At 62.1% G+C, this 25048-nt stretch carries 24 protein-coding genes; 18 read left to right on the top strand and 6 right to left on the bottom strand.

Annotation, left to right across the window (positions count from 1 at the left end):
• Positions 1-38 precede the first annotated feature (38 nt).
• The 6 genes from ANTHELSMS3_RS09585 to pheT all read left to right on the top strand — a co-directional run bounded on the left by ANTHELSMS3_RS09585 (position 39) and on the right by pheT (position 5754).
• Positions 39-806 (top strand): gamma-glutamylcyclotransferase, encoded by a 768-nt coding sequence (locus tag ANTHELSMS3_RS09585; RefSeq protein ID WP_157733476.1) that lies wholly within the window; start codon positions 39-41, stop codon positions 804-806.
• 81 nt (positions 807-887) lie between these two features.
• Complete coding sequence (pheS, locus tag ANTHELSMS3_RS09590; protein WP_094034670.1) at positions 888-1961, top strand: phenylalanine--tRNA ligase subunit alpha; 1074 nt, start codon at positions 888-890, stop codon at positions 1959-1961.
• A 5-nt stretch (positions 1962-1966) separates the two neighbouring features.
• Positions 1967-2413 (top strand): hypothetical protein, encoded by a 447-nt coding sequence (locus ANTHELSMS3_RS09595; protein WP_094034671.1) that lies wholly within the window; start codon positions 1967-1969, stop codon positions 2411-2413.
• Positions 2414-2578: 165 nt separating this feature from the next.
• Entirely contained in the window at positions 2579-2968 is a 390-nt protein-coding gene (locus ANTHELSMS3_RS09600) for a hypothetical protein (protein WP_094034672.1), read from the top strand.
• A gap of 22 nt (positions 2969-2990) precedes the next feature.
• Positions 2991-3272 (top strand): YrhK family protein, encoded by a 282-nt coding sequence (locus ANTHELSMS3_RS09605; protein ID WP_094034673.1) that lies wholly within the window; start codon positions 2991-2993, stop codon positions 3270-3272.
• Positions 3273-3348: 76 nt separating this feature from the next.
• The gene (gene pheT, locus ANTHELSMS3_RS09610; RefSeq protein ID WP_094034674.1) at positions 3349-5754 is read left to right on the top strand and encodes a phenylalanine--tRNA ligase subunit beta; all 2406 of its coding nucleotides are present in this window, start codon (positions 3349-3351) and stop codon (positions 5752-5754) included.
• An 84-nt stretch (positions 5755-5838) separates the two neighbouring features.
• Here pheT and ANTHELSMS3_RS09615 read toward each other — a convergent pair whose 3' ends face one another.
• Entirely contained in the window at positions 5839-7524 is a 1686-nt protein-coding gene (locus ANTHELSMS3_RS09615; RefSeq protein ID WP_094034675.1) for an acyl-CoA dehydrogenase family protein, read from the bottom strand.
• A gap of 234 nt (positions 7525-7758) precedes the next feature.
• Here ANTHELSMS3_RS09615 and ANTHELSMS3_RS09620 point away from each other — a divergent pair, with 234 nt between their 5' ends.
• The gene (locus ANTHELSMS3_RS09620) at positions 7759-8526 is read left to right on the top strand and encodes a sulfite exporter TauE/SafE family protein (protein ID WP_094037034.1); all 768 of its coding nucleotides are present in this window, start codon (positions 7759-7761) and stop codon (positions 8524-8526) included.
• Positions 8527-8531: 5 nt separating this feature from the next.
• On the top strand, positions 8532-8849 hold the full coding sequence (locus ANTHELSMS3_RS09625) for a hypothetical protein (protein ID WP_094034676.1): 318 nt from the start codon (positions 8532-8534) through the stop codon (positions 8847-8849).
• Between the two features lie 205 nt (positions 8850-9054).
• Here the strand turns inward: ANTHELSMS3_RS09625 and ANTHELSMS3_RS09630 are convergent, their stop codons facing one another.
• Complete coding sequence (locus tag ANTHELSMS3_RS09630) at positions 9055-9210, bottom strand: DUF3309 family protein (protein ID WP_094034677.1); 156 nt, start codon at positions 9208-9210, stop codon at positions 9055-9057.
• A gap of 399 nt (positions 9211-9609) precedes the next feature.
• On the bottom strand, positions 9610-11265 hold the full coding sequence (gene ettA / locus ANTHELSMS3_RS09635; RefSeq protein ID WP_094037035.1) for an energy-dependent translational throttle protein EttA: 1656 nt from the start codon (positions 11263-11265) through the stop codon (positions 9610-9612).
• A 208-nt stretch (positions 11266-11473) separates the two neighbouring features.
• Here ettA and ANTHELSMS3_RS09640 point away from each other — a divergent pair, with 208 nt between their 5' ends.
• Together ANTHELSMS3_RS09640 and dacB are read left to right on the top strand one after the other, a co-directional pair.
• Positions 11474-12067: a nicotinate-nucleotide adenylyltransferase gene (locus ANTHELSMS3_RS09640; RefSeq protein WP_198319941.1), complete on the top strand. Its 594-nt coding sequence runs from the start codon at positions 11474-11476 to the stop codon at positions 12065-12067.
• A gap of 58 nt (positions 12068-12125) precedes the next feature.
• Complete coding sequence (dacB, locus tag ANTHELSMS3_RS09645; protein ID WP_094034678.1) at positions 12126-13637, top strand: D-alanyl-D-alanine carboxypeptidase/D-alanyl-D-alanine endopeptidase; 1512 nt, start codon at positions 12126-12128, stop codon at positions 13635-13637.
• A 99-nt stretch (positions 13638-13736) separates the two neighbouring features.
• On the opposite strand, the gene ANTHELSMS3_RS09650 is transcribed toward dacB, so the two are convergent.
• Complete coding sequence (locus ANTHELSMS3_RS09650; RefSeq protein ID WP_094034679.1) at positions 13737-14165, bottom strand: L,D-transpeptidase; 429 nt, start codon at positions 14163-14165, stop codon at positions 13737-13739.
• A 181-nt stretch (positions 14166-14346) separates the two neighbouring features.
• Positions 14347-14769 carry a tellurite resistance TerB family protein gene (locus ANTHELSMS3_RS09655; protein ID WP_094034680.1) on the bottom strand — a complete coding sequence of 141 codons (423 nt, stop codon included), beginning with the start codon at positions 14767-14769 and terminating at the stop codon, positions 14347-14349.
• A gap of 101 nt (positions 14770-14870) precedes the next feature.
• On the opposite strand from ANTHELSMS3_RS09655, the gene ANTHELSMS3_RS09660 reads away from it, so the two are divergent.
• Both ANTHELSMS3_RS09660 and ANTHELSMS3_RS09665 read left to right on the top strand, forming a co-directional pair.
• A complete protein-coding gene (locus ANTHELSMS3_RS09660; RefSeq protein WP_094034681.1) occupies positions 14871-16448 on the top strand; it encodes a lysine--tRNA ligase in 1578 nt (525 codons plus the stop codon).
• A gap of 63 nt (positions 16449-16511) precedes the next feature.
• The gene (locus ANTHELSMS3_RS09665; protein ID WP_094034682.1) at positions 16512-16928 is read left to right on the top strand and encodes a DUF4864 domain-containing protein; all 417 of its coding nucleotides are present in this window, start codon (positions 16512-16514) and stop codon (positions 16926-16928) included.
• 29 nt (positions 16929-16957) lie between these two features.
• Here the strand turns inward: ANTHELSMS3_RS09665 and ANTHELSMS3_RS09670 are convergent, their stop codons facing one another.
• Positions 16958-17632, bottom strand: coding sequence for a hypothetical protein (locus ANTHELSMS3_RS09670; RefSeq protein ID WP_094034683.1), 675 nt, complete (start codon positions 17630-17632; stop codon positions 16958-16960).
• A 148-nt stretch (positions 17633-17780) separates the two neighbouring features.
• On the opposite strand from ANTHELSMS3_RS09670, the gene parA reads away from it, so the two are divergent.
• The 6 genes from parA (at position 17781) to ANTHELSMS3_RS09705 (ending at position 25025) form a co-directional block, all read left to right on the top strand.
• Complete coding sequence (parA, locus tag ANTHELSMS3_RS09675) at positions 17781-18422, top strand: ParA family partition ATPase (protein ID WP_094034684.1); 642 nt, start codon at positions 17781-17783, stop codon at positions 18420-18422.
• A gap of 22 nt (positions 18423-18444) precedes the next feature.
• The gene (locus ANTHELSMS3_RS09680) at positions 18445-19287 is read left to right on the top strand and encodes a DUF6206 family protein (RefSeq protein WP_094034685.1); all 843 of its coding nucleotides are present in this window, start codon (positions 18445-18447) and stop codon (positions 19285-19287) included.
• Positions 19288-19378: 91 nt separating this feature from the next.
• Positions 19379-21580 (top strand): primosomal protein N', encoded by a 2202-nt coding sequence (locus ANTHELSMS3_RS09685; RefSeq protein ID WP_094034686.1) that lies wholly within the window; start codon positions 19379-19381, stop codon positions 21578-21580.
• A 704-nt stretch (positions 21581-22284) separates the two neighbouring features.
• Complete coding sequence (locus ANTHELSMS3_RS09690; protein ID WP_094034687.1) at positions 22285-23082, top strand: S49 family peptidase; 798 nt, start codon at positions 22285-22287, stop codon at positions 23080-23082.
• A 192-nt stretch (positions 23083-23274) separates the two neighbouring features.
• Complete coding sequence (locus tag ANTHELSMS3_RS09700) at positions 23275-24222, top strand: calcium/sodium antiporter (protein ID WP_094034689.1); 948 nt, start codon at positions 23275-23277, stop codon at positions 24220-24222.
• An 11-nt stretch (positions 24223-24233) separates the two neighbouring features.
• The gene (locus tag ANTHELSMS3_RS09705) at positions 24234-25025 is read left to right on the top strand and encodes an SDR family oxidoreductase (protein ID WP_094034690.1); all 792 of its coding nucleotides are present in this window, start codon (positions 24234-24236) and stop codon (positions 25023-25025) included.
• Positions 25026-25048 lie beyond the last annotated feature (23 nt).

Here is a 25048-nt window from a genome sequence, read left to right on the forward strand (position 1 = left end):
CCCTGATCCAAACGGGAATGGAAAGCTATCCAACCCTCATGAAGACTGCCAAGGTAGCTCTGGCCAACAATGAGGCTTTGATGTCCCCGTTCGATCCATTTCGCTATCACCCCAATCTCCGGCCTCTCATCACGCCGCCGGAGCAGTCACGGTTCAAGGAATATCATCCTGATAAGGTGCGCACCATGGCGCGTGAGCACGGCCTGCCGACTGATTGGATCATGGTCGACGCCGAACGCGATGCGGAACGCGCCGCCATCATGCAGGGCCGTTGGGGCAACGATCTCTGGGTCTTTGGCTACGGCTCGTTGATGTGGGATCCGGGGATGCGCTTTGTCGAGGTGCGCCGCGCCTGGGCGCCCGCCGTCGCGAGGCGGTTCATCCTCTGCGATACCAATGGCGGGCGTGGCACAATGGACAATCCCGGCCTGATGGCGGCGCTGGACAGCGGCGATGGCTGTCACGGCCTGGCCTTTCGACTGGCCGCTAATGATCTGGAGGCGGAGACTTTCAGCCTGTGGGCGCGTGAGCGTATCGGCTCTGCCTATCACGCGGAATTCCTGCGCGCAGACACCGCGCAGGGAGAGGTCGAGGCGCTGACATTCATGGCCAACCATGACGCACCGCAGATCCGGACGGACCTGTCCCATGATCAACAGGTCAGCATGATTGCCTCGGGCAGCGGATTTCTGGGCACCAGTCTTGCCTATATCGAGAATCTGGCCGTGCATCTGGACACGCTGAGGATCGAGGATGCCGAAGTGATGCGCCTGCTGGCCGACGTGCGGGCCCGTGCCGGGGTCTGACACCGGGTGAGGGGCATTCAAACGGTTGCAAAGCGGGCGGGGCAGGGCTAACCCCACGCGGGCAAGGCTGAGGGACGTGACATGGACGATCTGCGCGAAAAGTACATCAATCTGATTGCCGAAGCGGGCGACGAAAGCGCGCTGGAGGACCTGCGCGTCACCGCCGTGGGCAAGAAGGGCGAAATCAGCCTCAAGATGCGCGAACTGGGCAAGATGAGCCCGGAAGAGCGGCAAGTGGCCGGTCCCGCGCTGAACCGGCTCAAGGATGAGATCAACTCTGCCCTGTCGGCGAAAAAGACCGCGCTGGCGGACGTTGCACTGGATGAACGGCTGCGGACTGAATGGCTGGACGTGACCCTGCCGGTGCGGGCGCAGCGCCGGGGAACGATCCACCCGGTCAGTCAGGTCATGGATGAGGTCTCTGCCATCTTTGCCGACATGGGCTTTGCCGTCGCCGAAGGGCCGCAGATCGACAGCGACTGGTACAACTTCGACGCGCTGAACATCCCGTCGCATCACCCCGCGCGGGCCGAGATGGACACGTTTTACATGCACCGCGCCGAGGGCGACAATCGCCCGCCGCATGTGCTGCGCACCCATACCTCGCCGGTGCAGATCCGACATATGGAGAAATATGGCGCGCCTTGCCGGATCATTGCGCCGGGCCGCGTCTACCGCGCCGACTATGACCAAACGCATACCCCGATGTTTCATCAGGTCGAGGGGCTGGCCATCGATAAACATATCTCGATGGCGAACCTGAAATGGGTTCTGGAAGAGTTCTTTTCCGCGTTCTTTGAGATCGACGGCATCAAGACCCGCTTCCGCGCCTCGCACTTTCCCTTCACCGAACCGTCGGCGGAGGTGGATATTCAGTGTTCGTGGGACAACGGTCAGCTGAAGATCGGCGAAGGCGACGGCTGGCTCGAGGTTCTGGGGTCCGGCATGGTGCACCCCAAAGTGCTGTCGGCGGCGGGTGTGGACCCGAACGAATGGCAGGGCTTTGCATTCGGGATGGGCATCGACCGGATCGCGATGCTGAAATACGGCATCCCCGACCTGCGCGCGTTCTTTGACTCAGACTTGCGCTGGCTGCGGCACTACGGGTTTGCATCGCTGGATGTGCCGACGCTGCATGGTGGGTTGAGTAGGTAGTAGCTATGTCTAGTTTCGCATTGGGCTTGGGTGCTTTATTGCTTAGCCTAGTGAGCTTCCTTTCAGGGAAAGTGTTCTCGCAATCTGAGAAAGTTCTAGACCAAAAGAGAAAGGCATACGAGACATTCTTGCGAGAGTGCCCAGGACCGAATGAAGCGCATTCGAGTGTCGACATTATGTCGACGGAATTTCAAAGGGTGACAGGATTACTGACGCTCTATGCTTCTAACGATGCCTTGCAGTATTCATCTGAGTACTTCTTGAAGTTTGTCGAGGCGCAAGAGGAATTGCAGGGGGTTAGTATAACGGGCCACCCGAAGTTCGTCGAAGTCATGACGTATTACAACCGGATGGTTTGGGCGATGCGTCGCGACGTGATGGCTTGGTCAATTTTTGCTCCTGCCAAGACCTCCAGAGCCTATTCTCAAGGAGTTTTCGGCAAAGAAAAGTGATGGCCGCTTTTAATTTGATTGCGTGGATGGTGTGACCCTTCCTGACCAATCAAAATGCACGGAGTGCCGACACCGGAATAGCATCTTAATCACTTGGCACCTGTCCCTATCCACACCCTCCAATCCATGCCACTCTCCACCCCACATCAACCCCGGAGACCTGCCATGTTCCGCGCCCTGACCCTTGCTGCCCTGCTTACCACCCCCGCCTTGGCCGATGAGGTCTGGGACAGCGACATTGGGGCCTTCGTCTATGAGGCGGAAACCGACGGCGCGGCGGTGTTCTCCTTCCGCAACTTCGACGGCTATCAGGCCACCCTGGTGATCCCCGGCCTTGCGGGCAACTTTGATAATCGCGGCGTGCATGAGGCGTTCTGGATCGGAAAGGGGCCGGGGTATTGCCTTGGCTCCATGTCCTACAACGCGCAGTCCGGCAACCAGTGGGGGCGCGCGCTGTTGCAGTTTGACAAACCCAACTATCCGACCTCTTTCACGCTGCTGATGGGGGACTGTTTCGACCCGCTCAGCTATTCGGTCCGTGCCATCATCCGCTGACTGCCCACCTGGATCTCTCAACATGGCCCTGTTTTCCCATGAGAACCGCGAGCGCAACGCAGAGACGCGTCGCGTCTTTGCGGCCTTTGAGATCGCGCACACCATTGTCGATTTCATCGCCGCCTTTTGCTTTCTCATCGGGTCGATCCTGTTCTTCTGGACCGCGTGGGAAACGGTTGCGATCTGGTTCTTTGTGGTCGGGTCCGCCTGTTTCGCGCTCAAGCCCACCCTGCGGTTGGTGCGCGAATTGAAACTCGCTGCGATGGGCGACACCAAGGACTTGGCAGAGAGGTATCGCGACTGAGCGCGTGCGCCTCTTTTCACCCACGGGCCGATCCGCTAAGCACGCGCCAACAGACGCATAGGCGGGGCACGATCCGATGAAATTCACCTTCTCTTGGCTCAAAGAGCACCTCGACACCACAGCCTCGGTCGATGAGATCACCGAGGCGTTGACCGACCTTGGGCTGGAGGTCGAAGAGGTCGTCGATCCGGCCAAGGCGCTGTCCTCCTTTACGCTCGCCAAGGTGCAGGAGGCTGAGCAGCATCCCGACGCTGACCGCCTGCGCGTCTGCAAGGTCGAGACCGATGAGGGCATGAAACAGATCGTTTGCGGCGCTCCCAATGCGCGTGCGGGCATCACCGTGGTTCTGGCCAAACCGGGCGACTATGTTCCCGGCCTAGACGTGACCCTGTCGGTGGGCAACATCCGCGGCGTTGAGAGCCACGGCATGATGGCCTCGATGCGTGAGTTGGAGCTGGGTGAGGATCACGATGGCATCATCGAGTTGGCTTCGGGTGAGGTGGGGCAAAAATTCACCGACTGGCTGGCGCAGAACGATCCCTCCAAGGTCGATCCGGTGATCGAGATTGCCATCACACCCAACCGTCAGGATGCGCTGGGCATCCACGGTATCGCGCGCGATCTGGCGGCGCGGGGTTTGGGCACGCTGAAACCGTTGAAAGAGGACACGGTCAAGGGCAGCTTTCCTTGTCCGATCTCTGTCACCATCGACGCCGATACGGCGGGCGACGGTGGTTGTCACGTCTTCGCCGGGCGACTGATCAAGGGTGTGAAGAATGGACCAAGCCCGCAGTGGTTGCAGGACCGTCTGCGCGCCATTGGCCTGCGCCCCATTTCGGCCCTGGTGGATGTGACCAACTTCTTCACCTTTGACCGCAACCGCCCGCTGCACGTCTTTGATGCCGACAAGGTCAAGGGTGGCGCGCTGCGCATCCACCGCGCCCAGGCTGGTCAGACCCTGATGGGGCTGGATGAGAAGGAATACGCCTTCTCCGACGGGCAGGTTGTGATTTCGGACGCCGAGGGCATCGAATCCATCGGTGGCATCATGGGTGGACTGGCGACGGGCTGCACCGAGGAGACGGTCGATGTCTTCCTTGAGGCCGCCGTCTGGGACCGTATCCAGATCGCCCACACGGGCCGCGCGCTCAAGATCAACTCGGATGCGCGCTATCGCAACGAACGCGGCATCGACCCGGCCTACAACATGCAGGCGATGGAGGACGCGGCGCAGATGATCCTCGATCTCTGCGGCGGTGAGGCCTCCGAGGTTGTCGTCGCGGGCGCGGTGCCGGACACGGACCGCGCTTATAAGCTGGACACGGACCGCGTTGTGTCGCTGGTCGGAATGGAGATCCCCGCCGCAACTCAGCGGGCCACGCTGGAGGCGCTGGGTTTCCGCATGGAGGGCGACATGGCGCATGTGCCGTCGTGGCGCCCCGACGTGATGGGGGAGGCTGATCTGGTCGAAGAGGTCGCGCGCATCGCCTCGCTGACCAAGCTGAAGGGCACGCCGCTGCCGCGCCTGTCCGAAGGTGTGGTGCGTCCCGTCCTGTCGCCATCGCAGGTGCGAGAGCGCAGCGCGCGCCGCACTGTGGCTGCGTTGGGGTACAACGAATGTGTCACCTACAGTTTTGTCGATCAGGCTGCGGCTGCACTGTTTGGCGGGGGCGACGATGCGCATAAACTGGCCAATCCGATCAGCTCGGAAATGAGCCACATGCGGCCCTCGCTTTTACCCGGCCTGTTGCAGGCGGCGGCGCGCAATCAGGCGCGCGGTTTTTCCGATGTCGCCCTGTTCGAAGTTGGCCATGTGTTCGACGGCGGTGAGCCGGGAGAACAGCATGTGCAGGTTGCTGGTGTGCTGGTGGGCCGGACCGGACCGAAGGACGTACACGGTGCCGCGCGCGCCGTGGATCTGTTCGATGCCAAGGCGGATGCCGAAGCGGTTCTGGCGGCCATCGGCGCGCCCGCCAAGATGCAGATCCTGCGCGGCGGCGAAGGCTGGTGGCATCCGGGACGGCATGGCCGATTCTGCCTTGGCCCCAAGAAAACGCTGGGCGTCTTTGGTGAGTTACACCCCAAGGTGCTGGACGCGCTGGACATCAAGGGGCCAGCCGTGGGTTTCGTGATCTGGCCGGAACAGGTGCCGATGCCGCGTAAATCCGGTGCGACACGGGCGGCGCTGGTGCTGAATGACCTTCAGGCGGTCGAGCGTGACTTTGCCTTTGTGGTGGACGCAGAGGTCGAAGCACTGACGCTGGTCAACGCGGCGGCTGGGGCGGACAAGGTGTTGATCAATGATGTGCGCGTGTTCGATGAATTCATCGGCGGCAGTCTGGGCGAGGGCAAGAAATCCCTTGCCATCACCGTGCGCCTGCAACCGACGGACAAGACCCTGAAGGAAAAGGATATCGAGGCGGTCGCCGCCAAGATCGTCGAGAAGGTGAGTAAGGCCACTGGCGGCACCCTGCGCGGGTAAGCCTTGTAGGGCGCTAGCCGCCTTGAGCATTGGTTTTGGGGCCCCGCCGCATTGCGAGGCCCTGTCACTGTCTGGCAAACGTGCTCAGGCTAGCAGGCGACGCGCGATGACCTGCGCTTGAATCTCGGCAGCCCCTTCAAAGATGTTCAGGATGCGGGCATCGCAGAGAATGCGGCTGATGCTGTATTCCAACGCAAAGCCGTTGCCGCCGTGGATCTGCAACGCATTGTCTGCATTGGCCCAGGCGACGCGTGCGCCCAGCAGCTTGGCCATGCCGGCCTCAAGGTCGCAACGACGGCCCTCGTCCTTTTCGCGGGCCGAGAAGTAGGTCAGCTGGCGCGCGATCATGATTTCCACCGCCATCATCGCCAGTTTGCCCGACACGCGCGGGAAGGCGATCAGTGACTTGCCGAACTGCTTGCGGTCGATGGCGTATTGCATCCCGACGTCCAGTGCCGATTGCGCCACACCAATGGCGCGGGCAGCAGTCTGGATGCGGGCGGATTCGAACGTCTCCATGAGTTGCTTGAAGCCATTGCCTTCTTCGCCGCCCAGCAGGTTCTCTCCCTTGACCTTGAAGTTGTCGAAGCCGAGTTCGTATTCCTTCATGCCGCGATAACCCAGCACCTCGATCTCGCCGCCGGTCATGCCTTCGGTCGGGAACGGGTTCTCGTCCGTGCCGGGGGTCTTTTCGGCGATGAACATCGACAGGCCCTTGTAGTTGTCCGTCGAGGTGTCGGTGCGCGCCAGCAGCGTCATGATGTGTGTGCGGGCGGCGTGGGTGATCCATGTTTTGTTGCCGGTGACGCGGTAATCGCCGTTCTCATCCTTGACCGCGCGGGTGCGCAGGCTGCCAAGGTCCGATCCGGTGTTCGGCTCTGTAAAGACCGCCGTTGGTAGGGTTTCACCGCTGGCGAGGCGTGGCAGCCATTTTTCCTTTTGCGCCTGCGTGCCGCCGGCGATGACCAGTTCGGCGGCGATCTCGGACCGGGTGCCAAGACTGCCGACGCCAATATACCCGCGTGAGAGTTCCTCAGACACGACGCACATCGACGCTTTTGACAAACCCAAACCGCCGAATTCTTCGGGAATGGTCAGGCCAAAAACACCCATCTCCGACAGTTCCTCGATGATCTCCATCGGGATAAGTTCATCTTTGAGGTGCCATTCGTGGGCAAAAGGTTCGACCTTTTCGACCGCATAGCGGCGGAACTGGTCGCGGATCATTTCCAGTTCGTCGTCCAGCCCGGTGCGCCCAACTGTCACCTCGGCGCGCCGCTCCTGCATCAATTCAACTAGGCGGGCGCGGGCACCAGGGTTGTTGCCATGCTGCATGAGGTGTTCCACCTCAGTCGTTAGCATGGCGCGGCGTTCGTCCTGATTAAGCCCCATGTCCGCAAGGCGCACGATCTCGCCTTGGTTCATCTGGATGCCGCCGTGGATCTGAGACAGGTACTCGCCAAAGGCGATCTGGTGCAGCAGTTGTTCGACCTCACCAAAGGTGCCTTCGGCGTCCAGTGTCGCGGCCCAATGCTGCATCTGCCGCAACGATTCGACATAGGTGGCCAACCATGCCAGCCCATGTGCGGCGAACTGGTTCTGCTCAACCAGCGCGCCAGACACGCGGCCATCAGCTACTACAATGTCGCGCACATGGCCCCGGGCCGTTTCCAGAATCGCCTCGACAGGGGCGACGGCCGCGCCGGTAAGTGTCAGAAGATCCGGCAAAATCACGCCGTCGAGTGTCAAGTCTTGTCCGTCATGTGCCATCAAGTCAGATCCTTCTTTGGTGCGCTGGCCATGTCAGGGCGGCCCGAAGCGGGGCCAGAGCGCGTCTCTTTTCTCGGCGCGGGACGCCTGGGGGGCGGCTCCGCAGTCCCGATGGTCCTAGCTACTTTGCAGGTGCAGCGCAACAAAAATTCGCGAGGATGCTGTCCGGCGTTCATTTGTTGCGCGGGATAGAATCGACGTGCAGTCGTTGGGTCATATGCTATGACGCAATACATGCCCGGAATCCTTGCTGATCTTACTCCAGTTATCCTGCTTTGTGCTGTTGGAATTGCGATTCTTGCGGGCGCAATCAAGGGGCTTGTCGGATTCGCCATGCCGATGGTCCTTGTATCAGGGTTGGGCAGCTTGATGGCGCCTGAACTGGCTCTGGCGGGATTGATCGTACCCACCTTGGTTGCCAATGGCGTACAGGCTATGGCGCAGGGACCGAAGGCCGCACTGCAGTCGGTGAAGCGATTCCGCCTGTTTCTGGGGATTGCTTTTGTCATGTTGCTGCTGTCCGCACAGCTTGTGAGCGTTGTTCCATCCCACGTCCTGCTGTTGATGATTGGCGGGCCGATCACCGTTTTTGCGCTGCTGCAACTGGCGGGCTGGCAGCCGCGTGTGGCCGAGGGCGGGCACCAAAAGCTGGAAATCGGGATCGGCGCATTTGCCGGATTTATCGGCGGATTTTCAGGCATCTGGGGGCCGCCAACAGTGGCTTATCTGACCGCGCTGGGCACCGAAAAGCGCGATCAGATGCGCGTGCAGGGCGTGATCTATGGGCTAGGCGCGGTGGCGCTGACGCTGGCGCATATCGGCTCTGGCGTGTTGAACGCGGCCACGGTCTGGTTTTCGCTGCTGCTATTGCCCCCGGCCATGTTGGGCATGTGGGTCGGCAAGCAGGCGCAGGACAGGATCGACCAAAAGGCGTTTCGCCGCGCCACGCTGCTGGTGCTGCTGCTCGCGGGCTTGAACCTTGTGCGCCGGGCCTTACTCTGACGGCTATGATTGTCGAGGATCTTGCGGCGCGTGTGACCCGTTTGGTGGACGGCGAATTGGCGGGGTTTGCGGTGCGCGGCCGAGGCGATCGCCTGCTGCTGGAAGACTTCGCGCGCTTGCGGGTCAAACGACCCCGACCAATCACGGTGAATTTCAGCGGTGGACTGACCGGGACTTGCTACAGCGTGACCCGGTCGGACGGGGAGTATTCGGTCCTGTACATGCCGACGGCGGGGTATTTCAGCCTCTGTGTGGACAGCGTCTTTGGCCCGCTGGACATCGGCGTGCACGGTCCGGCATTGGACTGTTTCGCGTCGGTTTGACGGAAAAAGGCATCCGCGACCCGCATTTATGGAACGTACGCCGGAATGCGGCGCGGAGCGGGCCTATACCCCCGTCTTTGCGCGTCGCGAGGCGCGTAATTTGTGGACAACGTAAAGTTGACGATTTTCGCCTGTAAGTGGCAGAAGATCGGGCGGGGATCTGCGATCCCCACCCGATCAATAACAGCAGATGCTGGGCCGTTGTTCAGACCTTGCCCATCAAGACCAGTATAAGCAGTACAACGAGGATCACTCCCAAGATCCCGGAGGGGCCGTAGCCCCAGTTGGCCGAATGCCCCCAGCGCGGCAATGCGCCAATAAGCACGAGGATCAGTACGATGATCAGGATGGTGTACAGCATGGGTCAGGACCTTTCATGAATAGCAGAGAGTGGACGGGCCGTATCCTCAGAACACGTCGAACAGATACAGCAAGATAATGATCGGAATCGGAATTCCGATCAGCCAGCCGATGATCCCTTTCATTGGAACCTCCACAGTTTGTGATGTTTAGTGAACGTCGCGTGGGGGCAAAGAGTTCCGCAACTTTTAAGGTTTCTGCGCCCGACGTAATGCCCCGGCCCCGCCCTAAGGGAGCTGCGTGGGCCCGACGGATGGCCGTCAGCTAGCGTGCGACATGCCTCCGCCAGTGCTGCCGCTGCATTCGCCCAAGACGGGCAGAACCAGCGGCATCACGACCGGAAACGGTAATGCGACAGCAGATGTTCGGTAGACGTTGGCCAGTGACCGGTGTGAGTAGGTTAGCGCACGAACTTCTTGAACTTCACCCGTGTCGGTTCCAGCGCATCGGCTCCCAACCTGCGCTTCTTGTCCTCTTCGTATTCCTCGAAGTTGCCCTCGAACCATTCCACATGGGCCTCACCCTCGAACGCGAGGATGTGGGTACAGATCCGGTCGAGGAAGAAACGGTCGTGCGAGATCACCACGGCGCAGCCGGCGAAATCGACCAGTGCGTCTTCCAAAGCGCGAAGGGTTTCCACGTCCAGATCGTTGGTCGGTTCGTCGAGAAGGATGACGTTGCCGCCCTCTTTCAATAGCCGCGCCATATGCACTCGGTTGCGTTCACCGCCCGAGAGCAGGCCGACCTTTTTCTGCTGGTCGCCGCCCTTGAAGTTGAAGGCCGAGCAATAGGCGCGGGAGTTCATTTCCGCATCGCCAAGCTTGATCTGTTCGGCGCCGCCAGAGATCGCCTCCCACACGGTTTCGTTGGATGACAGGTCATCGCGCGACTGGTCGACGTAGGCCAGTTGCACGGTGTCACCCAGTTCAATGCTGCCTGCATCGGGTTTGTCCTGACCGGTGATCATCTTGAACAGCGTGGACTTGCCCGCGCCGTTGGGGCCGATCACGCCGACGATACCGCCGGGCGGCAGTGAAAAGGACAGATCCTCAATCAACAGCTTGTCGCCCATGGCCTTGGTCAGATTTTCAACCTCGATCACGCGCGAGCCAAGGCGCTGGCCGTTGGGGATGATGATCTGCGCGCGGGCCAGTTTTTCCCGCTCTGACTGGTTGGCGAGGTCGTTGTAGGCGCTGATCCGGGCCTTGGATTTCGACTGGCGCGCCTTGGCACCCTGCCGCATCCAATCCAGTTCGCGTTCCAGCGTCTTTTGCTTGGCCTTGTCTTCGCGCGCTTCTTGCGCAAGGCGTTTGGCCTTTTGTTCCAGCCAGGCAGAGTAATTGCCCTCATACGGGATGCCGCGGCCGCGATCGAGTTCGAGAATCCAGCTGGTGATGTCATCCAGGAAATAGCGGTCGTGGGTGACGATCAGGATGGTGCCTTTGTATTCCATCAGGTGGTTTTGCAGCCAGGCGATGGTTTCGGCGTCAAGGTGGTTGGTCGGTTCGTCCAGCAGCAACATGTCGGGCGCTTCCAGCAGCAGCTTGCACAGCGCGACGCGGCGGGCCTCACCACCAGACAGGGTCGTGACATCGGCGTCATCGGCGGGGCAGCGGAGAGCCTCCATCGCAACGTCGATCTGGCTGTCGAGATCCCACAAGTTTTCCGCGTCGATCTGGTCCTGCAGCGCGGCCATCTCATCGGCGGTCTCGTCGGAATAGTTCATCGCCAGTTCGTTGTACTTGTCGAGGATGGCCTTTTTGGCCGCGACACCCAACATGACGTTTTCACGGACGTTCAGGGTTTCGTCCAGTTTCGGCTCCTGCGGGAGATAGCCCACCTTGGCACCCTCGGCGGCCCATGCCTCGCCAGTGAAATCCTTGTCGAGGCCGGCCATGATCTTCATCAGGGTGGATTTACCGGAACCGTTGACGCCGACGACACCGATCTTGACCCCGGGGAGAAAGTTCAGCCGGATGTTCTCAAAGCATTTCTTGCCGCCCGGATAGGTCTTGGAGACGCCATCCATGTGATAGACATACTGGTACGAGGCCATGATCCGCTCCTGCGCGCTTGTGCGTTGTTCGGCACGGAGTACCGCGTTGCCGGGACAGGTGCAATCAGAGGCGGGCGCGCGCGGCATTCTTGCGGAGGCGACCCCAACCGCGTAACGGGTGCGGGTTACTTGGGACGCAGGAGGGGGCCGCGTGCCGCCAGAGTTGGATCACGGATCAGGTGTGGACAGATGTCTGGGCGGTCAGGCCCTGCCAAAGGGCGCGCGGGTCGGGCTGCTGGGTGGGTCTTTTGATCCGCCGCATGAGGGTCATTTGCACCTGTCGCGCGAAGCACTTAAACGGTTCGATCTGGATTTGGTTGTCTGGCTGATCAGTCCGGGAAATCCACTGAAACCCAATCCTCCTGCCCCGTTGACGGACCGGATGGCGGCGGCCCGGGCGCTGGTGGATCACCCGCGCATTCTGATCAGCGATTTTGAGTCGCGGTCCGGCACGCGCTACACCGCGCAGACACTGGCAAGCCTGCAACAGCGATACCGCGATGTGCGGTTTGTCTGGCTGATGGGGGCGGACAACCTTGCACAGTTCCACCTATGGGAAAACTGGCGCGGCATTCTGGAGACTGTGCCGGTGGGCGTCCTAGCCCGTCCGGGACTGCGGATCGCGGCGCGCAGTTCGCCCACGGCGCGGATGTTTCGGGGCGCGCGCATCCCGGCAGGGGCGTCGCGTTTGCTGGGCAGGGCGGATGCGCCTGCATGGTGTTTTGTGAATATCCCGATGATGGATGTCAGCTCCAGCGCGATCCGGGCCATGGGCCGCTGGGCAACAGGGCGCAAATCGTGAACTGCTGGGGTCCAGTTGCCAGTTGCCCGCAGGTGTGGGATTCGCTTAGATCACGCGCATGACGAAAGGCTTTTCCAGACGTGCCTTCATGGGTGGGGCTGCCGGACTGGCGCTAGGCGGGGCTTTGCCCGGCTGGGCGCGCGCGCCGGACACCTCGTTGCGCCCGGTTGCGCGTGCAGATGATTTCCGCAAACGCGTGCAGCCCCCCGCCGAGGCGTTGATCGAACGCGCGGCGCTGGACGGCGACGTCAGCTTTGCCGTGGCCCGGTTGCAGGACGGCGAGGTGCTGGAGACGCATTCGCCCGACGTGGACCTGCCCCCGGCAAGTGTGGCGAAGGCTTTGACCGCTGGGTATGCACTGGATGTGCTTGGGCCCGCACATCACTTTGTGACCCGCGTGATCGCGACGGGTCCGGTGACAGACGGCGTCGTACAGGGCGATCTGGTGCTGGCGGGCGGCGGGGATCCGACGCTGGACACCGATGCCTTGGCCGATCTGGCCAAGGCGGTGAGCGCGGCGGGCGTGACTGGCGTCACCGGAGGGCTAAAGGTCTGGGGCGGGGCGCTGCCGTCGCTGCCCGGAATCGACGCCAGCCAGCCGGATCATGTGGGCTACAACCCTTCGGTGTCCGGTCTGAACCTGAACTACAATCGCGTGCATTTCGAATGGCGCCGCGCCGGAACGGACTACGCAGTCACGATGCAGGCGCGGTCCAGCGCGCATCGGCCCGATGTCCTGATGGCGCGCATGGCGCTGATTGATCGCAGCCTGCCGGTCTATACCTATGAGGATGCAGGTGGGCGCGACAACTGGACCGTGGCACGCGGTGCTTTGGGCGATGGCGGCGCGCGCTGGCTGCCGGTCAAAAAACCCGAAACCTATGCGGGTGAGGTCTTTCGGACGATGCTGGCGGCGAATGGTGTGCGTGTCAGCACGGCCAAGACAGCTGATGCGCTTCCTGCAGGAGACGTGCTGGCCAGCCATGACAGCCAACCATTACGGATTATCCTGCGTGATATGCTGAAATGGTCCACCAACCTGACGGCAGAGGCGGTGGGTCTTGCAGCAACCGTAAAACGGACCGGCGTCGTTCCAGCGTCTTTGGCCGCGTCGGCAGCCGAGATGAACGATTGGGCACGGTCGCGGCTGGGGGTGTCAGGCCTTGCGCTGGTGGATCATTCCGGGCTGGGCGATCAAAGCCGGATCAGCGCGCGTGAAATGATGGGGTGCCTGCGCGCCTTGCGGATGACCTTGGGGATCAAGCCGCTGCTCAAGGATATTCCGGTTCGGGATGACTCTTACGCCGTGGTTGAGGATCACCCGGTCAAGGTGCGGGCCAAGACGGGGACATTGAACTTTGTCAGCGGGTTGGCCGGGTTCATCGATTTGCCGGATGGCACCGAACTGGTCTTTGCGATCTTTGCCGCCGATATTCCGCGCCGTGACGCGTTGACCAAGGCGCAGCGCGACCGGCCCGACGGCGGGCGCAGTTGGAACAGCCGCGCGAAGATCCTGCAACAGGGTCTGATCGAGCGTTGGAGTGTGCTGTACGAAAGCGATCCGGTCTGAACGGTTTCTAGCCAATCACATGAACAGAATGACAAAAGGCCCCGCGTTCCTTGCGGGGCCTATGTGTTTTAGGGCAGCGCCAAGCTGCCGGGACAAGGTTTAGTTGTCGATCACGACCTTCATGTTCTTTTTGCCGACCTCTTGGGTCAGCTTGAACAGCAGGGCCGCATGTTCGGGATGCAGGCGCACACAGCCAGCAGAGGCGGGACGGCCTAGGCGGCTAATTTGATCGGTGCCGTGGATCGCATAATCCCCGTTGTAGAAGATGGCGAAAGGCATCGGCGCGTTGTTGTAGATGCTGGACCGGTGATGTTTGGACAGCCAATAGGCGTTCCACTGTCCGCGCGGCGTGATCTTGCCATTGCGGGCGGTGGACACGGGCCAGCGATAGGCAACCTGACCGTTGTAGATCACGGTCATTGTCTGCGTTGATACATCAACCTTGGCCACAAGCGGTGCGGCCATGGACATCAATGGGGTCAGGCAGAGTAGAGCCACGGCAAGCGCGGCAGCGTAAAAACGGTTCATTTGTCCCTCCAGGTAACAAGCTTGGCAGCTTCGGCTAAAAAATGCCTGAAGGGACCCTACTATGCGGTTAACCGCCGGTCAGTCGGGGATTCCCGACCTTGTGCACTCGAAGGAAAACAAGGCTTTCGGATATGGGATTTATGCAACGGTTTGATGAGAGTTTCAGCCAAACCCTGCCTCGTCAGGGCTGAAGGTGCCGCGCGCGGGCACCGCGTTCGATTGCGGCGGCGTGCAGGCGGTCCAGATTGAGCTCATAACGAATCTCTTCGAGCAGGCGCAGCTCTGCTTCGCGCAACGTGCCGTCGGCGGCGGCCACGTCACAGGCCAGTGCATATGCCGTCTCGAACAACCGTTCGGGCAGGTTGTCGCGGATCAAACCAAACAGCGCATCAAGCCCGTCTTCCTGATCGAAGAGTTCGAAAATCAGGCTGGACATGGTGCGGACACGGTCGGCATCGTAATCGGCAAAGATCGGCAGCAAGTTCACGGCGCTTTCGATCTTGATCAACTCGGCGGTGCGGACGTTCTCGTCCGAGGCCGAGACGGCGATCATCAGCGCCACAAGGCAATCCTGCGGGCTGAGCGGTTGGGTGTCGTCGGTCATCTGAGGCCTCGGGTTGTTTGCGGCGATGCAGCGCAATTTATTGACGCAGACCCCAAGGAGCAATAGGAAGCGCGCGCAACATTTCCCCAAGGAGAACTGAAATGTCCGATCTGCGCGACGCGGCGATGAGTGCTAAGGCCTGGCCGTTCGAAGAGGCGCGCCGGATCTTGAAACGGTATGAAAAAGCGCCCCCCGAAAAGGGTTATGTGCTTTTCGAGACCGGCTATGGTCCCTCGGGTTTGCCGCATATCGGTACCTTTGGTGAGGTTCTGCGGACCACCATGATCCGCCGCGCGTTTGAGACGATGTCAGACATTCCGACGCGGCTGATCTGTTTTTCGGATGATCTGGACGGGATGCGCAAGGTTCCGGGCAATGTCCCTCATCAAGAGATGTTGCAGGAGCATTTGCAAAAGCCGCTGACATCGGTGCCCGATCCGTTTGGCACGCACGACAGCTTTGGCGATCATAATAACGCGATGCTGCGGCGGTTTCTGGACACCTTCGGGTTCGACTATGAGTTCTATTCGGCAACAGAGTTCTACCGTACCGGCCAGTTCGACGAGACGCTGATGCTGGCCGCGGAACGCTATGATGACGTGATGAAGATCATGCTGAAGTCGCTGCGCGAAGAGCGCCGTCAGACCTATTCGATCTTCCTGCCGATCCACCCGGAAACCGGCCGCGTGCTGTACGTTCCGATGAAAAACGTCGATGCGGCAAAGGGCGAGATTACCTTTGACGATGAGACCGGGCGCGAATGGACGCTGCCGATCACAGGCGGCAACGTCAAGTTGCAGTGGAAGCCGGACTTTGGCGCGCGCTGGGCTGCGCTTGGCGTCGACTTTGAGATGTACGGCAAGGACCATTCGACCAACACGCCGATTTATGACGGCATCTGCCGGGCGCTGGGCGCAAGGGCGCCCGAGCATTTCACCTATGAGTTGTTCCTTGACGACAAGGGGCAGAAGATCTCCAAATCGTCGGGCAACGGCATTTCGATCGATGAGTGGCTGACCTATGCCTCGACCGAGTCGCTGTCCTTTTTCATGTTCCAAAAGCCCAAGACAGCAAAGCGGATGTACTTTGACGTCATCCCCAAGGCGATGGACGAATATCACCAGCAACTGCGTGCCTATGCGACGCAGGATCTGAAGGCGCAACTGTCGAACCCGGTCTGGCATATTCACGGCGGCGACGTGCCGGAATCGAAGATGGTTGTGCCGTTCTCGATGCTGCTGAATCTTGCCAGCGCTGCGGGAGCCGAAGACAAGGATACGCTGTGGGGCTTTATCCGTCGCTATGCGCCGGATGCCACGGCAGAGACCCATCCGGATCTGGATGCGGCGGCGGGCTATGCGGTGAAGTACTGCGAAGACTTCGTTCTGCCGAACAAGACCTTCCGCGCGCCGGATGAGAAAGAACGCGCTGCGATGTCCGATCTGGCCGCGCAGCTAAAGGCGCATGACGGGGCGACGGACGACGAGACGCTGCAATCGATGGTCTTTGCCGTCGGCAAGGCGCATGAGTTCGAGAACCTGCGCGACTGGTTCAAGGCGCTCTACGAGGTGCTGTTGGGGCAGAGCCAGGGACCGCGCTTTGGCGGGTTTATCGCGCTCTACGGCGTGGATGAAACCGTGGCCCTGATCGAAAAGGGGCTGTCAGGCGATTTGGGCTGACACCTTTGGTTTTGACCTGATCTCTTCGTGGCCTACCTTAGCGTAAGCCGCGAGGAGAGAGACATGCGCAAACTGATGATCGGGCTGGCCATGGCGGCGAGCCTTGCAGGGGCGGTCCGGGCGCAGGACGCCCTGACGCCGAACCCGCAGATCCAAGGCAGTATTCAGGGTCAGATTGACGCCTTTCAAAGCGACGATTTCGTGACTGCCTTTGAGTTTGCCAGCCCGGGCATTCGGGGCACCTTTCGCACGCCAGAGAACTTTGGCGCGATGGTGCAGCAGGGCTATCCGATGGTCTGGCGCCCGCAGGACGTGCGCTTTGGTCCGTTGCGTGAGATCGACGGCGGGCTGTGGCAGCAGGTGCTGATTCAGGACACGACGGGTCAGAGCTATATCGTGGAATACCGCATGGAGCAGGTGGGCAGCGATTGGCGGATATCGGGGGTCAAGGTGATCCCGGCACCGGGCCTGTCGACCTGACGGTGACGGGGGCGGCAGCTTCAATAGGTTTAGAAGTCGGTCCAGACGCCGATCTTGAGCCCCATGGATGCGTCTCCGGTCAATCCCCAAGTGACCCCGGTTTCCAGTTTCATCGGCCCCCGCAGTGGTAGCACAAGCGACGGCGCCACGCGCACAAACGGATCGCGCCCATCGGGCTGGCCGGTCTGGACTTGAAGGATCAGTTTACGGTCCTTGGACAGGTTGCGCCCCCATGTCATGTCCAGCTTGAAATCGGTGTGGCCCGAGTCGACATAGCTCTCGGCCACGCTGTCGATCGAGAGCCAGCCGTTCTTGAGGCCCCATCCGACGGAAAGACCGGGGCGGATGATGCGCTGGCTCGAAATGATGCCAAAACCAAACTGCGCTGACACCTGAGCGCCCTTTTCAGCTTGCCGCACAGGCCACTGGAAGAACAAGACCGTCTTCCCGCTGCCAGAGACCGAATGGCCAATGTCGGCCCCAAAGGTCAGTCGGTCGGTCAGTCCGTATTCCACATAAAGGGTCGAATAGTCATCCGTCGGGTCCTTGGACGTCCAAGTGCCCATGTCCTGCGGCCAGCCCAATCGCATCGACAGGCTGGCAAAACCGTCGCCCTGCTCGCGCGGCCATGCCCCGCCCTGCGCCGTGGAGGCGACAAGGCAGGTGAAAATGGAGCAGGCGATAAGGCGGGCGACTAGGGACATCTGTGCTGCACGGCGGCGCCTCCGTTAAGGCATTGTTTACCAAGGTAGGGGCGGATTGGTTAACGATAGGTGAAGCAATCCGCCGGAGGGGCTGGATTCCCCCCGCGCGCGCGTGCAAGGTCGGTAAAGGCGGTGTGCGGGGGATATCATGGCTGGACGGGTGATCACGGTCGCGCAGCAAAAGGGCGGCAGCGGAAAGACGACGCTGGCGGCGCATCTGGCGCTTGGCTTTCACGGTCAGGGCAAACGCGTGGCGGTGGTCGACCTTGATCCGCAGGGCAGCCTTGGCCGCTGGTTCATGACCCGGATCGAAAACGCGCCGGACAGTTGCGAGGGTCTGGAATTTGCGACCTCGTCAGCCTGGGGCATCTCCTACGAAGTGCGCAAGCTGTCGGCCTCCAATGACATTGTCATCATCGACACGCCGCCCAAGGCGGACAGCGATCTGCGTCCGGCGCTGCGGGTGGCGGATCTGGTGGTGGTGCCGGTGGCGGTCAGCCATGTGGATCTATGGGCGACCGAAGGCGTGCTGGATCTGGCCGCGCGGGAAAACTGTGCCACGCTGCTGGTGATGAACCGGACCCGCGTGGGCACGCGCCTGAATGCCGAGGTGGCAGAGGCAGCATCGCGCCTTGGGGCAGATGTGGCACGGGCGAGCCTTGGCAATCGTGTCGGCTATGCCGAGGCACTGGGGCAGGGGCGCGGCGCGCATGAGGGGATCAAGACGCCCGCCCGCGCCGAAATCGCCGCGCTGTTGCAGGAGGTGGCGGAGCGCCTTGGGACCGGGTAAAGGGGCGCCAAGGAGACGCCCGATGACCGATCTTGACGCACTTTCCCAGTTGATCCGCTCCGACGCTCAGGCGCGGGGGCAGACGATTTCCCGCCTTGGCTATTTCTGCGCGCCGTTTCGCCCGGACAGCGGCCCGCTGTCGGACAAGGTGATCAAGGTCTATCGCGGCTTGCGCGACGTCGCGGCGCTGGAGCGGCTGCACCAGTGCCATGACGATTATGTCGACGCGCTCTTGGCGGGCGATGTGCCGATGCCGCAGACAGAGTTTCACCTGCTGGATCTCGACGGGGCCAAGGTGCCGGTGATCGTGCAGGAGGCGCTGCCGGTGGACAGCCTGATGCGCCCGCTGATGCAGGACGCGCCAGTCGAGGCCACGCTGGAGATGATGGAGGCGGCAGGGCAGGTCATCGCGCGCTTTTGGCATTGGGCCGAGGCGCAGGAGGGTCGGATCGGCTTTCACCCCTCGATCCGCAACTTTGCGATCATCGACGGCGGCGCGGTGTTTTTCGACACGTTCCCGCCGCTGATCCACTACTCCCGCGAAGAGATGGGCCGGATGCTGCTGACCTTTTCGGACAAGCGGTTGATGCGCGTGATCGGGCCGCTGATGCAGCGGCGGGTGACGGGCATTCAGGACGAATGGTATTCGCCGGCAGAGACGCTGGTGGGGCTGGTCGGGTCGGCCTGCCGGTTGCGGCCTGATCATGCGGCGGCCTATCTGGATTGGGGCCGTGATTTCGTTGGCCGTGAAATGACGCCTTGGGCCGATGAGGCGCTGGCCGGGCTGAACGCACCGCCCAAACTGCCGGGCTACTGGACCGGGTTTCGCAAGCTGCTGGGCCTGCAGGGGGAGCCGAACGTCTGAGGCCAGCGTTTCGGTAGCAATCGCGCAGAATGTCGCCGTGCCTGCGCCGTGACGGCTTGGCCTTTTGTGCGTGGGGAATTACGCCTTGGACATGCCAAGCAAGACTCCGGATTTCTTTGACACGGGCGCGCTGGTGGGCGTGCTGACCACGCAGCCGCTGGACCGGGTGCTGGATTATCGCGCGCCAGAGGGCGGGTGCTGGCAAGGGGCTTATGTCGAGGTGCCGCTGGGACCGCGCAAGGTGCTGGGCGTTGTCTGGGGGCCGGGGCGCGGTGATTTCGACGCCTCGAAGATTCGCGCCGTCAACCGCGTGCTGGATGTGGCCCCGATGCGCGAAGAGATGCGGCTGTTCATCGAGAAATCCGCTGCCTACACTCTGACGCCTTTGACTGCGATGCTGCGACTGGCGACGCGGGCCCCGGGACTGGGCGATCCGCCGTCGATGCGCAAGGTGTACCGGCTGGGCGACGGAGAGCCGCCGCGCATGACCGATGCGCGGATGCGTGTGCTGGACGCGGCGCGTGAGATGGGCGGCCTGTCACTGACGCTGAAGGAACTGGCAGAGGCGGCGGGGGTGACCACGTCGGTGGTCAAGGGGCTGGTCAAGAGCGGCGCGATCCTTGAGGAGGACACGCCGCGCGACACTGCCTTTGCCCGGCTGGACGCCGGCTATGGCGGCAAAGAGTTGACAGCGGATCAGGCTGCTGCGGCAGAAGTTCTGCGTAAGGGGCAGCGGGCCGGACGCTATGAGACTGTGCTGCTGAAAGGCGTGACCGGGTCTGGCAAGACCGAGGTCTATCTGGAGGCCGTGGCAGAAGCGTTGCGGCAGGGACGGCAGGCGCTGGTGCTGCTGCCGGAGATCGCCCTATCGGCAGAGTTCCTGACGCGGGTCGAGGCGCGCTTTGGCGCGCGCCCCGCCGAATGGCATTCCGGTGTCACCATGACCGAACGGCGGCGGGTCTGGCGCATGGTCGGCGAAGGCAAGGCGCAGGTGGTGGTCGGCGCGCGCTCTGCACTGTTCCTGCCGTTCCAGAACCTTGGTGTGATCGTCGTCGATGAGGAACACGACACATCTTACAAGCAAGAGGATGGCGTCCTGTACAACGCCCGCGACATGGCGGTGCTGCGGGCGTCCATTTTGGGCGCGCAGGTGGTGCTGGCCTCGGCCACACCCGCGCTGGAAAGCTGGGCCAATGCGGACGCGGGCAAGTACAAGCGGCTGGTGCTGACCTCACGCTTTGGCCCTGCGGTGATGCCTCAGATGCGGGCCTTGGACATGCGGGGTGAGGATTTGCCCTCGGGGACGTGGATTTCGCCGTCATTGCAGGCGGCGGTCCGGGTGCGGATGGAAAAGGGGGAGCAGGCGCTGCTGTTTCTGAACCGGCGCGGCTATGCGCCGGTGACGCTGTGCCGGGCCTGTGGCGAACAGATTGCATGCGATCATTGTGACGCGCGCATGGTAGAGCATCGTTTTCTCAAGCGGCTGATCTGTCATCAGTGCGGCGAAAGCAAACCCGTGCCAGAGGTTTGCCCGTCCTGTCAGGTCGAGGGCAAGCTGGCCGCCGTGGGGCCGGGGGTGGAACGGCTGGCCGAAGAGGCGACGGCGAAGTTTCCGGACGCTAGGATTGCGGTGCTGTCGTCAGACCTGTTCGGGACGGCGCGTGAATTGAAAGCACAGATTGAGACGATTGCGGCGGGTGGGGCGGATATCATCATCGGCACGCAACTGGTGGCGAAGGGGCACAACTTTCCCCATCTGACGCTGGTGGGGGTGATCGACGCGGACCTTGGCCTGCAAGGGTCCGACCTGCGCGCGGCCGAGCGGACCTTTCAATTGATGCGGCAGGTGGCGGGGCGTGCGGGGCGGGCGGAAAAGCCGGGGCAGGCGCTGTTGCAGACCTTTCAGCCTGAGCATCCGGTGATCCGGGCCATTCTGGCGGGCGATGAAGAGGCGTTCTGGAAGGCCGAGGCGGATGAGCGGCGACTGGCGGGGATGCCGCCCTATGGGCGGCTGGCCGGGATCATCCTGTCCGGCGGGGATGTGGCCCGCGTCTTTGATCTGGGCAATTATCTGGCCCGCAACGATGCGGCCCTGCGGCGGGTCGATGCGGTGGTCTGGGGGCCTGCGCCCGCGCCCATCGCAAGGGTGAGGGGGCGGCATCGGGTGCGGCTGCTGGTGAAGGCCCCCAAGGGGGTGGCCCTGCAGGGGGCGCTGGCGGACTGGGCCGGACAGGTCAAGTTGACGGGCGATCTGCGCATGGCGATCGACATCGATCCGCAGAGCTTTTTCTGAGGGATCGAACCATCTGTCCACGCGTGGACAGGGTGGGTGACGTAACGTCTTCAATAACTTGCAGAGACGGTTTTACTTTTACTTTACCTTTGGCCCGCCAGCATGAGCGCGGAAATCCTGCCGCCGCCAAGGGATTTCAGCGTCATTCCATGGGGCACTTGATCAGCAGATACAGAGGGCTGCGGTGCCACATCTTGACCCGACGCTAATGGGATTTGGCCCGTTCCGCCGCTGGACAGGTGTCGCAAAGCGCGCGGCTGACGCGGATAGGCCGGGATAGTTGGCATTCCGAAGGGTGGCGCGGAACATTGCCCCGCCCAGATTTTCGTCGACGCCGCCAGTGTCGAGTTTGAGCGGCGTCAGTCAGTGCTGGAATTTGCACCGCGCCGCCTGTTCAGGTAGGGCGCGTTGATCGTGTCGGTGTTACCACTGCCTGCAAAGGCGCGAACCCAACCCCATCGCTGCGTGAAAACCCGCGGCAAAAGCCAGCGTCGGCACCAGCAGGCCCTGCGCAAGGCGGGTGGCAGGCCGGTGGTGTGACCGCGCATCGGATCACCGGTTTTCCGATATTTCCTGTCGCGGCAAGGACAAACTCCGGCATTGCAGCCACGCGGCCCAGAAATCACGCGACCAAAGCGCCACAACAAAGGGAGTTTTCCGGGGTCGCCTTGTTTGTACGCTTGGCCGTCTCTACATCGCCAGCCATGAGACGTTGGATCCCCTTTCTGAAATCCTCACCACGGGTGTCGGTTGTGCGCCTGCAAGGTGCCATCGGCGTGCCCGGCCGATCCAGTATCAGCGACCGTTCGGTCGCGGGCATGCTGGAAAAGGCCTTTAAGTCCAAACCGGACGCTGTCGCGCTGGAAATCAACTCACCCGGCGGTTCGCCGGTGCAAAGTTCCCTGATCGGGGCGCGCATCCGGCGGTTGGCAGAGGAAACCGGGGTGCCAGTGATCGCCTTTGTCGAGGACGTGGCGGCCTCTGGCGGGTATTGGATCGCCTCTGCGGCGGATGAAATTATTGCCGATCCCAGTTCGATCCTTGGGTCTATCGGGGTCATTTCATCGGGTTTTGGCGCGTCAGAGTTCCTGCAACGGCACGGCATTGAACGGCGCGTGCACACCGCTGGCAAATCCAAGAGCATGTTGGACCCGTTCCGCCCGGAAAAGCCGGAGGACGTGGCCCGCCTGACCCGGTTGCTGGAACAATTGCACGGCACGTTCATTGCCCAGATCCGGGAGCGGCGCGGTGACAAACTGACCGAGAACCCGGATCTGTTCACCGGCGAGGTCTGGATTGGGCAAGCGGCGGTGGATGAGGGGCTGGCGGATGGCATCGGCCATCTGGTGCCCGCGATGAAGGCGCGTTTTGGCGACAAGGTGCGTTTCAAACGCTTTGAGCAGCGCAAGCCGCTGATCCCGCGGCTGGGCGCGCAGGCGGTGCAGGGCACGCTGGGCGAGATCGAGGAACGCGCGGAATACGCGCGGTTTGGTCTGTCTTGATCGTCAAGATCGTCGCCCTGTTCCTGGCGTTCATCGCTGTGTTGGGGTTCTTTGGAAAATTGCGTGTGCCGGGGGCGCGGCAGTTGGGCCAGTTGCGTGACCGCGCGCGGCTGAAGGCCAAGAAATGTCCGCACTGCGGCCGGCACAAGATCGGCAAGGGGCCCTGCGACTGCCGAAAGGGGAAGACCTGAGATGGTTTACGGCTATGCGGCCCTTGGCCTAGTCATCCTGTTGCTGGCCGGTGATGCGCTGGTCAAAGGGGCGGTGAACGTCTCTTTGCGGATGGGTATCCCGGCGCTGATTGTCAGTCTGACCATTGTTGCCTTTGGCACCTCTGCGCCAGAACTGCTGATCTCTATCAAGGCGGCACTGGACAATGCGCCGGGCATCGCGCTGGGCAACGTGGTGGGGTCCAACACGGCCAACGTGCTGCTGGTGCTGGGCGTGCCCGGCCTGATCACGATCATGCACACCAGCCAATGTGATACCCGGTCCAGCTATGTCCAGATGATGGGCGCGACGCTGGTGTTTATCGCTTTGGCCTTTCGCGGTGTGTTCGACATGGTGGCGGGCATCGGCCTGCTGGCCTTGTTGGTTGTCATACTGGGCGGTCAGGTGCGCGCGGCGTTGCGCCACCGGGCGAAGGGTGACGTAGACGAAGACCTTGAAGACCCCGAGGGCGCGGACCCGGACATGCCGTGGTGGAAGATCGGGTTGTTTCTGGCGCTGGGTCTGATCGGCCTGCCGCTGGGCGCGGATCTGCTGGTCGACAGCGCCGAGGAAATCGCGCGCATGTACGGCGTGCCGGATGCGGTGATCGGCCTGACGCTGGTCGCGCTGGGCACCTCTTTGCCAGAGCTGGCGACCACGGTGATGGCGGCGATCCGCAGGCAGGCGGATGTGGCCATTGGCAACGTGATCGGGTCGAACCTGTTCAACCTGCTGGCCATCATCGGGGTTGCCTCATTGATCGCGCCGATAAGGGTCGGTCCGGGGTTCTTGCAGTTTGACCTGTGGGTCATGCTGGGTGCCTCTGCGTTGCTGATGCCCTTTGTGTTTTTCGGTCGTGACATTGGCCGTGGCTGGGGCGTGCTCTTGTCGGGCCTTTATGTGAGCTATGTCGTCATCGTATTGACCTGACGGAGGAGCACATGAGCGGAGTGGCGGGACGTGCCCTTGTGACCGGGGCGGGGCGGCGGCTGGGCCGTGCCATGGCAGAGGCATTGGCCGCGCAGGGCTATGCGGTGGCGGTGCATTACGCAGGCTCGCGCGAGGCGGCGCAGGAGGTTGTTTCAGGCATCGTGGCGCGGGGCGGGCAGGCGGTGGCCTTGCAGGCGGATCTGCTGGTCGAGGATGAGACACATGCATTGGTGGGGCGCGCGGCGCAGGCGCTGGGCGGGCCGCTGACGGTGCTGGTCAACAATGCCTCTATCTTTGAACATGACGACATCACCAGCGCCACGCGCGACAGTTGGGACCGGCACTTTGAGAGCAACCTGCGCGCGCCGTTTGTGCTAACGCAGGGGTTTGCGGCGCAGGTGCCAGAGGCGGACAGCGATGCGCAGGCAGAGCCGGTGGCGCAGGGGCTGGTGGTCAACATGATTGACCAAAGGGTCCGCAAGCTGACGCCCGAGTTCATGAGCTATACGCTGGCGAAATCCGCGCTGTGGACGCTGACCCAGACCGCAGCGCAGGCGCTGGCGCCCCGGGTGCGGGTGAATGCGATCGGACCGGGTCCGACGCTGCAGGGCGGGCGACAGGATGCCGAATCCTTTGCGCGACAGCGCGCGGCCACGGTTTTAGGGCGGGGCGTCAACCCAGAGGATATTACCGACGCGCTGCTGTTCTTCCTGAAGGCGAAGACCGTGACCGGGCAACTGTTTTGCATCGACGGTGGCCAGCATCTGGCTTGGCAAACACCGGATGTGACAGACGTCGAGTGACCTGCCGTCGGGGAAGTTTTGCA

This window comes from Antarctobacter heliothermus, from assembly GCF_002237555.1.
Taxonomy (GTDB): Bacteria; Pseudomonadota; Alphaproteobacteria; order Rhodobacterales; family Rhodobacteraceae; genus Antarctobacter; species Antarctobacter heliothermus_B.

What these genes read in the sequence shown, in the direction of transcription:
- ANTHELSMS3_RS09585 (WP_157733476.1), top strand. Translation starts at nt 39, where the DNA reads ATGAAGACTGCCAAGGTAGCTCTGGCCAACAATGAGGCTTTGATGTCC.
- pheS (WP_094034670.1), top strand. Translation starts at nt 888, where the DNA reads ATGGACGATCTGCGCGAAAAGTACATCAATCTGATTGCCGAAGCGGGC.
- ANTHELSMS3_RS09595 (WP_094034671.1), top strand. Translation starts at nt 1,967, where the DNA reads ATGTCTAGTTTCGCATTGGGCTTGGGTGCTTTATTGCTTAGCCTAGTG.
- ANTHELSMS3_RS09600 (WP_094034672.1), top strand. Translation starts at nt 2,579, where the DNA reads ATGTTCCGCGCCCTGACCCTTGCTGCCCTGCTTACCACCCCCGCCTTG.
- ANTHELSMS3_RS09605 (WP_094034673.1), top strand. Translation starts at nt 2,991, where the DNA reads ATGGCCCTGTTTTCCCATGAGAACCGCGAGCGCAACGCAGAGACGCGT.
- pheT (WP_094034674.1), top strand. Translation starts at nt 3,349, where the DNA reads ATGAAATTCACCTTCTCTTGGCTCAAAGAGCACCTCGACACCACAGCC.
- ANTHELSMS3_RS09615 (WP_094034675.1), bottom strand. Translation starts at nt 7,524, where the DNA reads ATGGCACATGACGGACAAGACTTGACACTCGACGGCGTGATTTTGCCG.
- ANTHELSMS3_RS09620 (WP_094037034.1), top strand. Translation starts at nt 7,759, where the DNA reads ATGCCCGGAATCCTTGCTGATCTTACTCCAGTTATCCTGCTTTGTGCT.
- ANTHELSMS3_RS09625 (WP_094034676.1), top strand. Translation starts at nt 8,532, where the DNA reads ATGATTGTCGAGGATCTTGCGGCGCGTGTGACCCGTTTGGTGGACGGC.
- ANTHELSMS3_RS09630 (WP_094034677.1), bottom strand. Translation starts at nt 9,210, where the DNA reads ATGCTGTACACCATCCTGATCATCGTACTGATCCTCGTGCTTATTGGC.
- ettA (WP_094037035.1), bottom strand. Translation starts at nt 11,265, where the DNA reads ATGGCCTCGTACCAGTATGTCTATCACATGGATGGCGTCTCCAAGACC.
- dacB (WP_094034678.1), top strand. Translation starts at nt 12,126, where the DNA reads ATGACGAAAGGCTTTTCCAGACGTGCCTTCATGGGTGGGGCTGCCGGA.
- ANTHELSMS3_RS09650 (WP_094034679.1), bottom strand. Translation starts at nt 14,165, where the DNA reads ATGAACCGTTTTTACGCTGCCGCGCTTGCCGTGGCTCTACTCTGCCTG.
- ANTHELSMS3_RS09655 (WP_094034680.1), bottom strand. Translation starts at nt 14,769, where the DNA reads ATGACCGACGACACCCAACCGCTCAGCCCGCAGGATTGCCTTGTGGCG.
- ANTHELSMS3_RS09660 (WP_094034681.1), top strand. Translation starts at nt 14,871, where the DNA reads ATGTCCGATCTGCGCGACGCGGCGATGAGTGCTAAGGCCTGGCCGTTC.
- ANTHELSMS3_RS09665 (WP_094034682.1), top strand. Translation starts at nt 16,512, where the DNA reads ATGCGCAAACTGATGATCGGGCTGGCCATGGCGGCGAGCCTTGCAGGG.
- ANTHELSMS3_RS09670 (WP_094034683.1), bottom strand. Translation starts at nt 17,632, where the DNA reads ATGTCCCTAGTCGCCCGCCTTATCGCCTGCTCCATTTTCACCTGCCTT.
- parA (WP_094034684.1), top strand. Translation starts at nt 17,781, where the DNA reads ATGGCTGGACGGGTGATCACGGTCGCGCAGCAAAAGGGCGGCAGCGGA.
- ANTHELSMS3_RS09680 (WP_094034685.1), top strand. Translation starts at nt 18,445, where the DNA reads ATGACCGATCTTGACGCACTTTCCCAGTTGATCCGCTCCGACGCTCAG.
- ANTHELSMS3_RS09685 (WP_094034686.1), top strand. Translation starts at nt 19,379, where the DNA reads ATGCCAAGCAAGACTCCGGATTTCTTTGACACGGGCGCGCTGGTGGGC.
- ANTHELSMS3_RS09690 (WP_094034687.1), top strand. Translation starts at nt 22,285, where the DNA reads ATGAGACGTTGGATCCCCTTTCTGAAATCCTCACCACGGGTGTCGGTT.
- ANTHELSMS3_RS09700 (WP_094034689.1), top strand. Translation starts at nt 23,275, where the DNA reads ATGGTTTACGGCTATGCGGCCCTTGGCCTAGTCATCCTGTTGCTGGCC.
- ANTHELSMS3_RS09705 (WP_094034690.1), top strand. Translation starts at nt 24,234, where the DNA reads ATGAGCGGAGTGGCGGGACGTGCCCTTGTGACCGGGGCGGGGCGGCGG.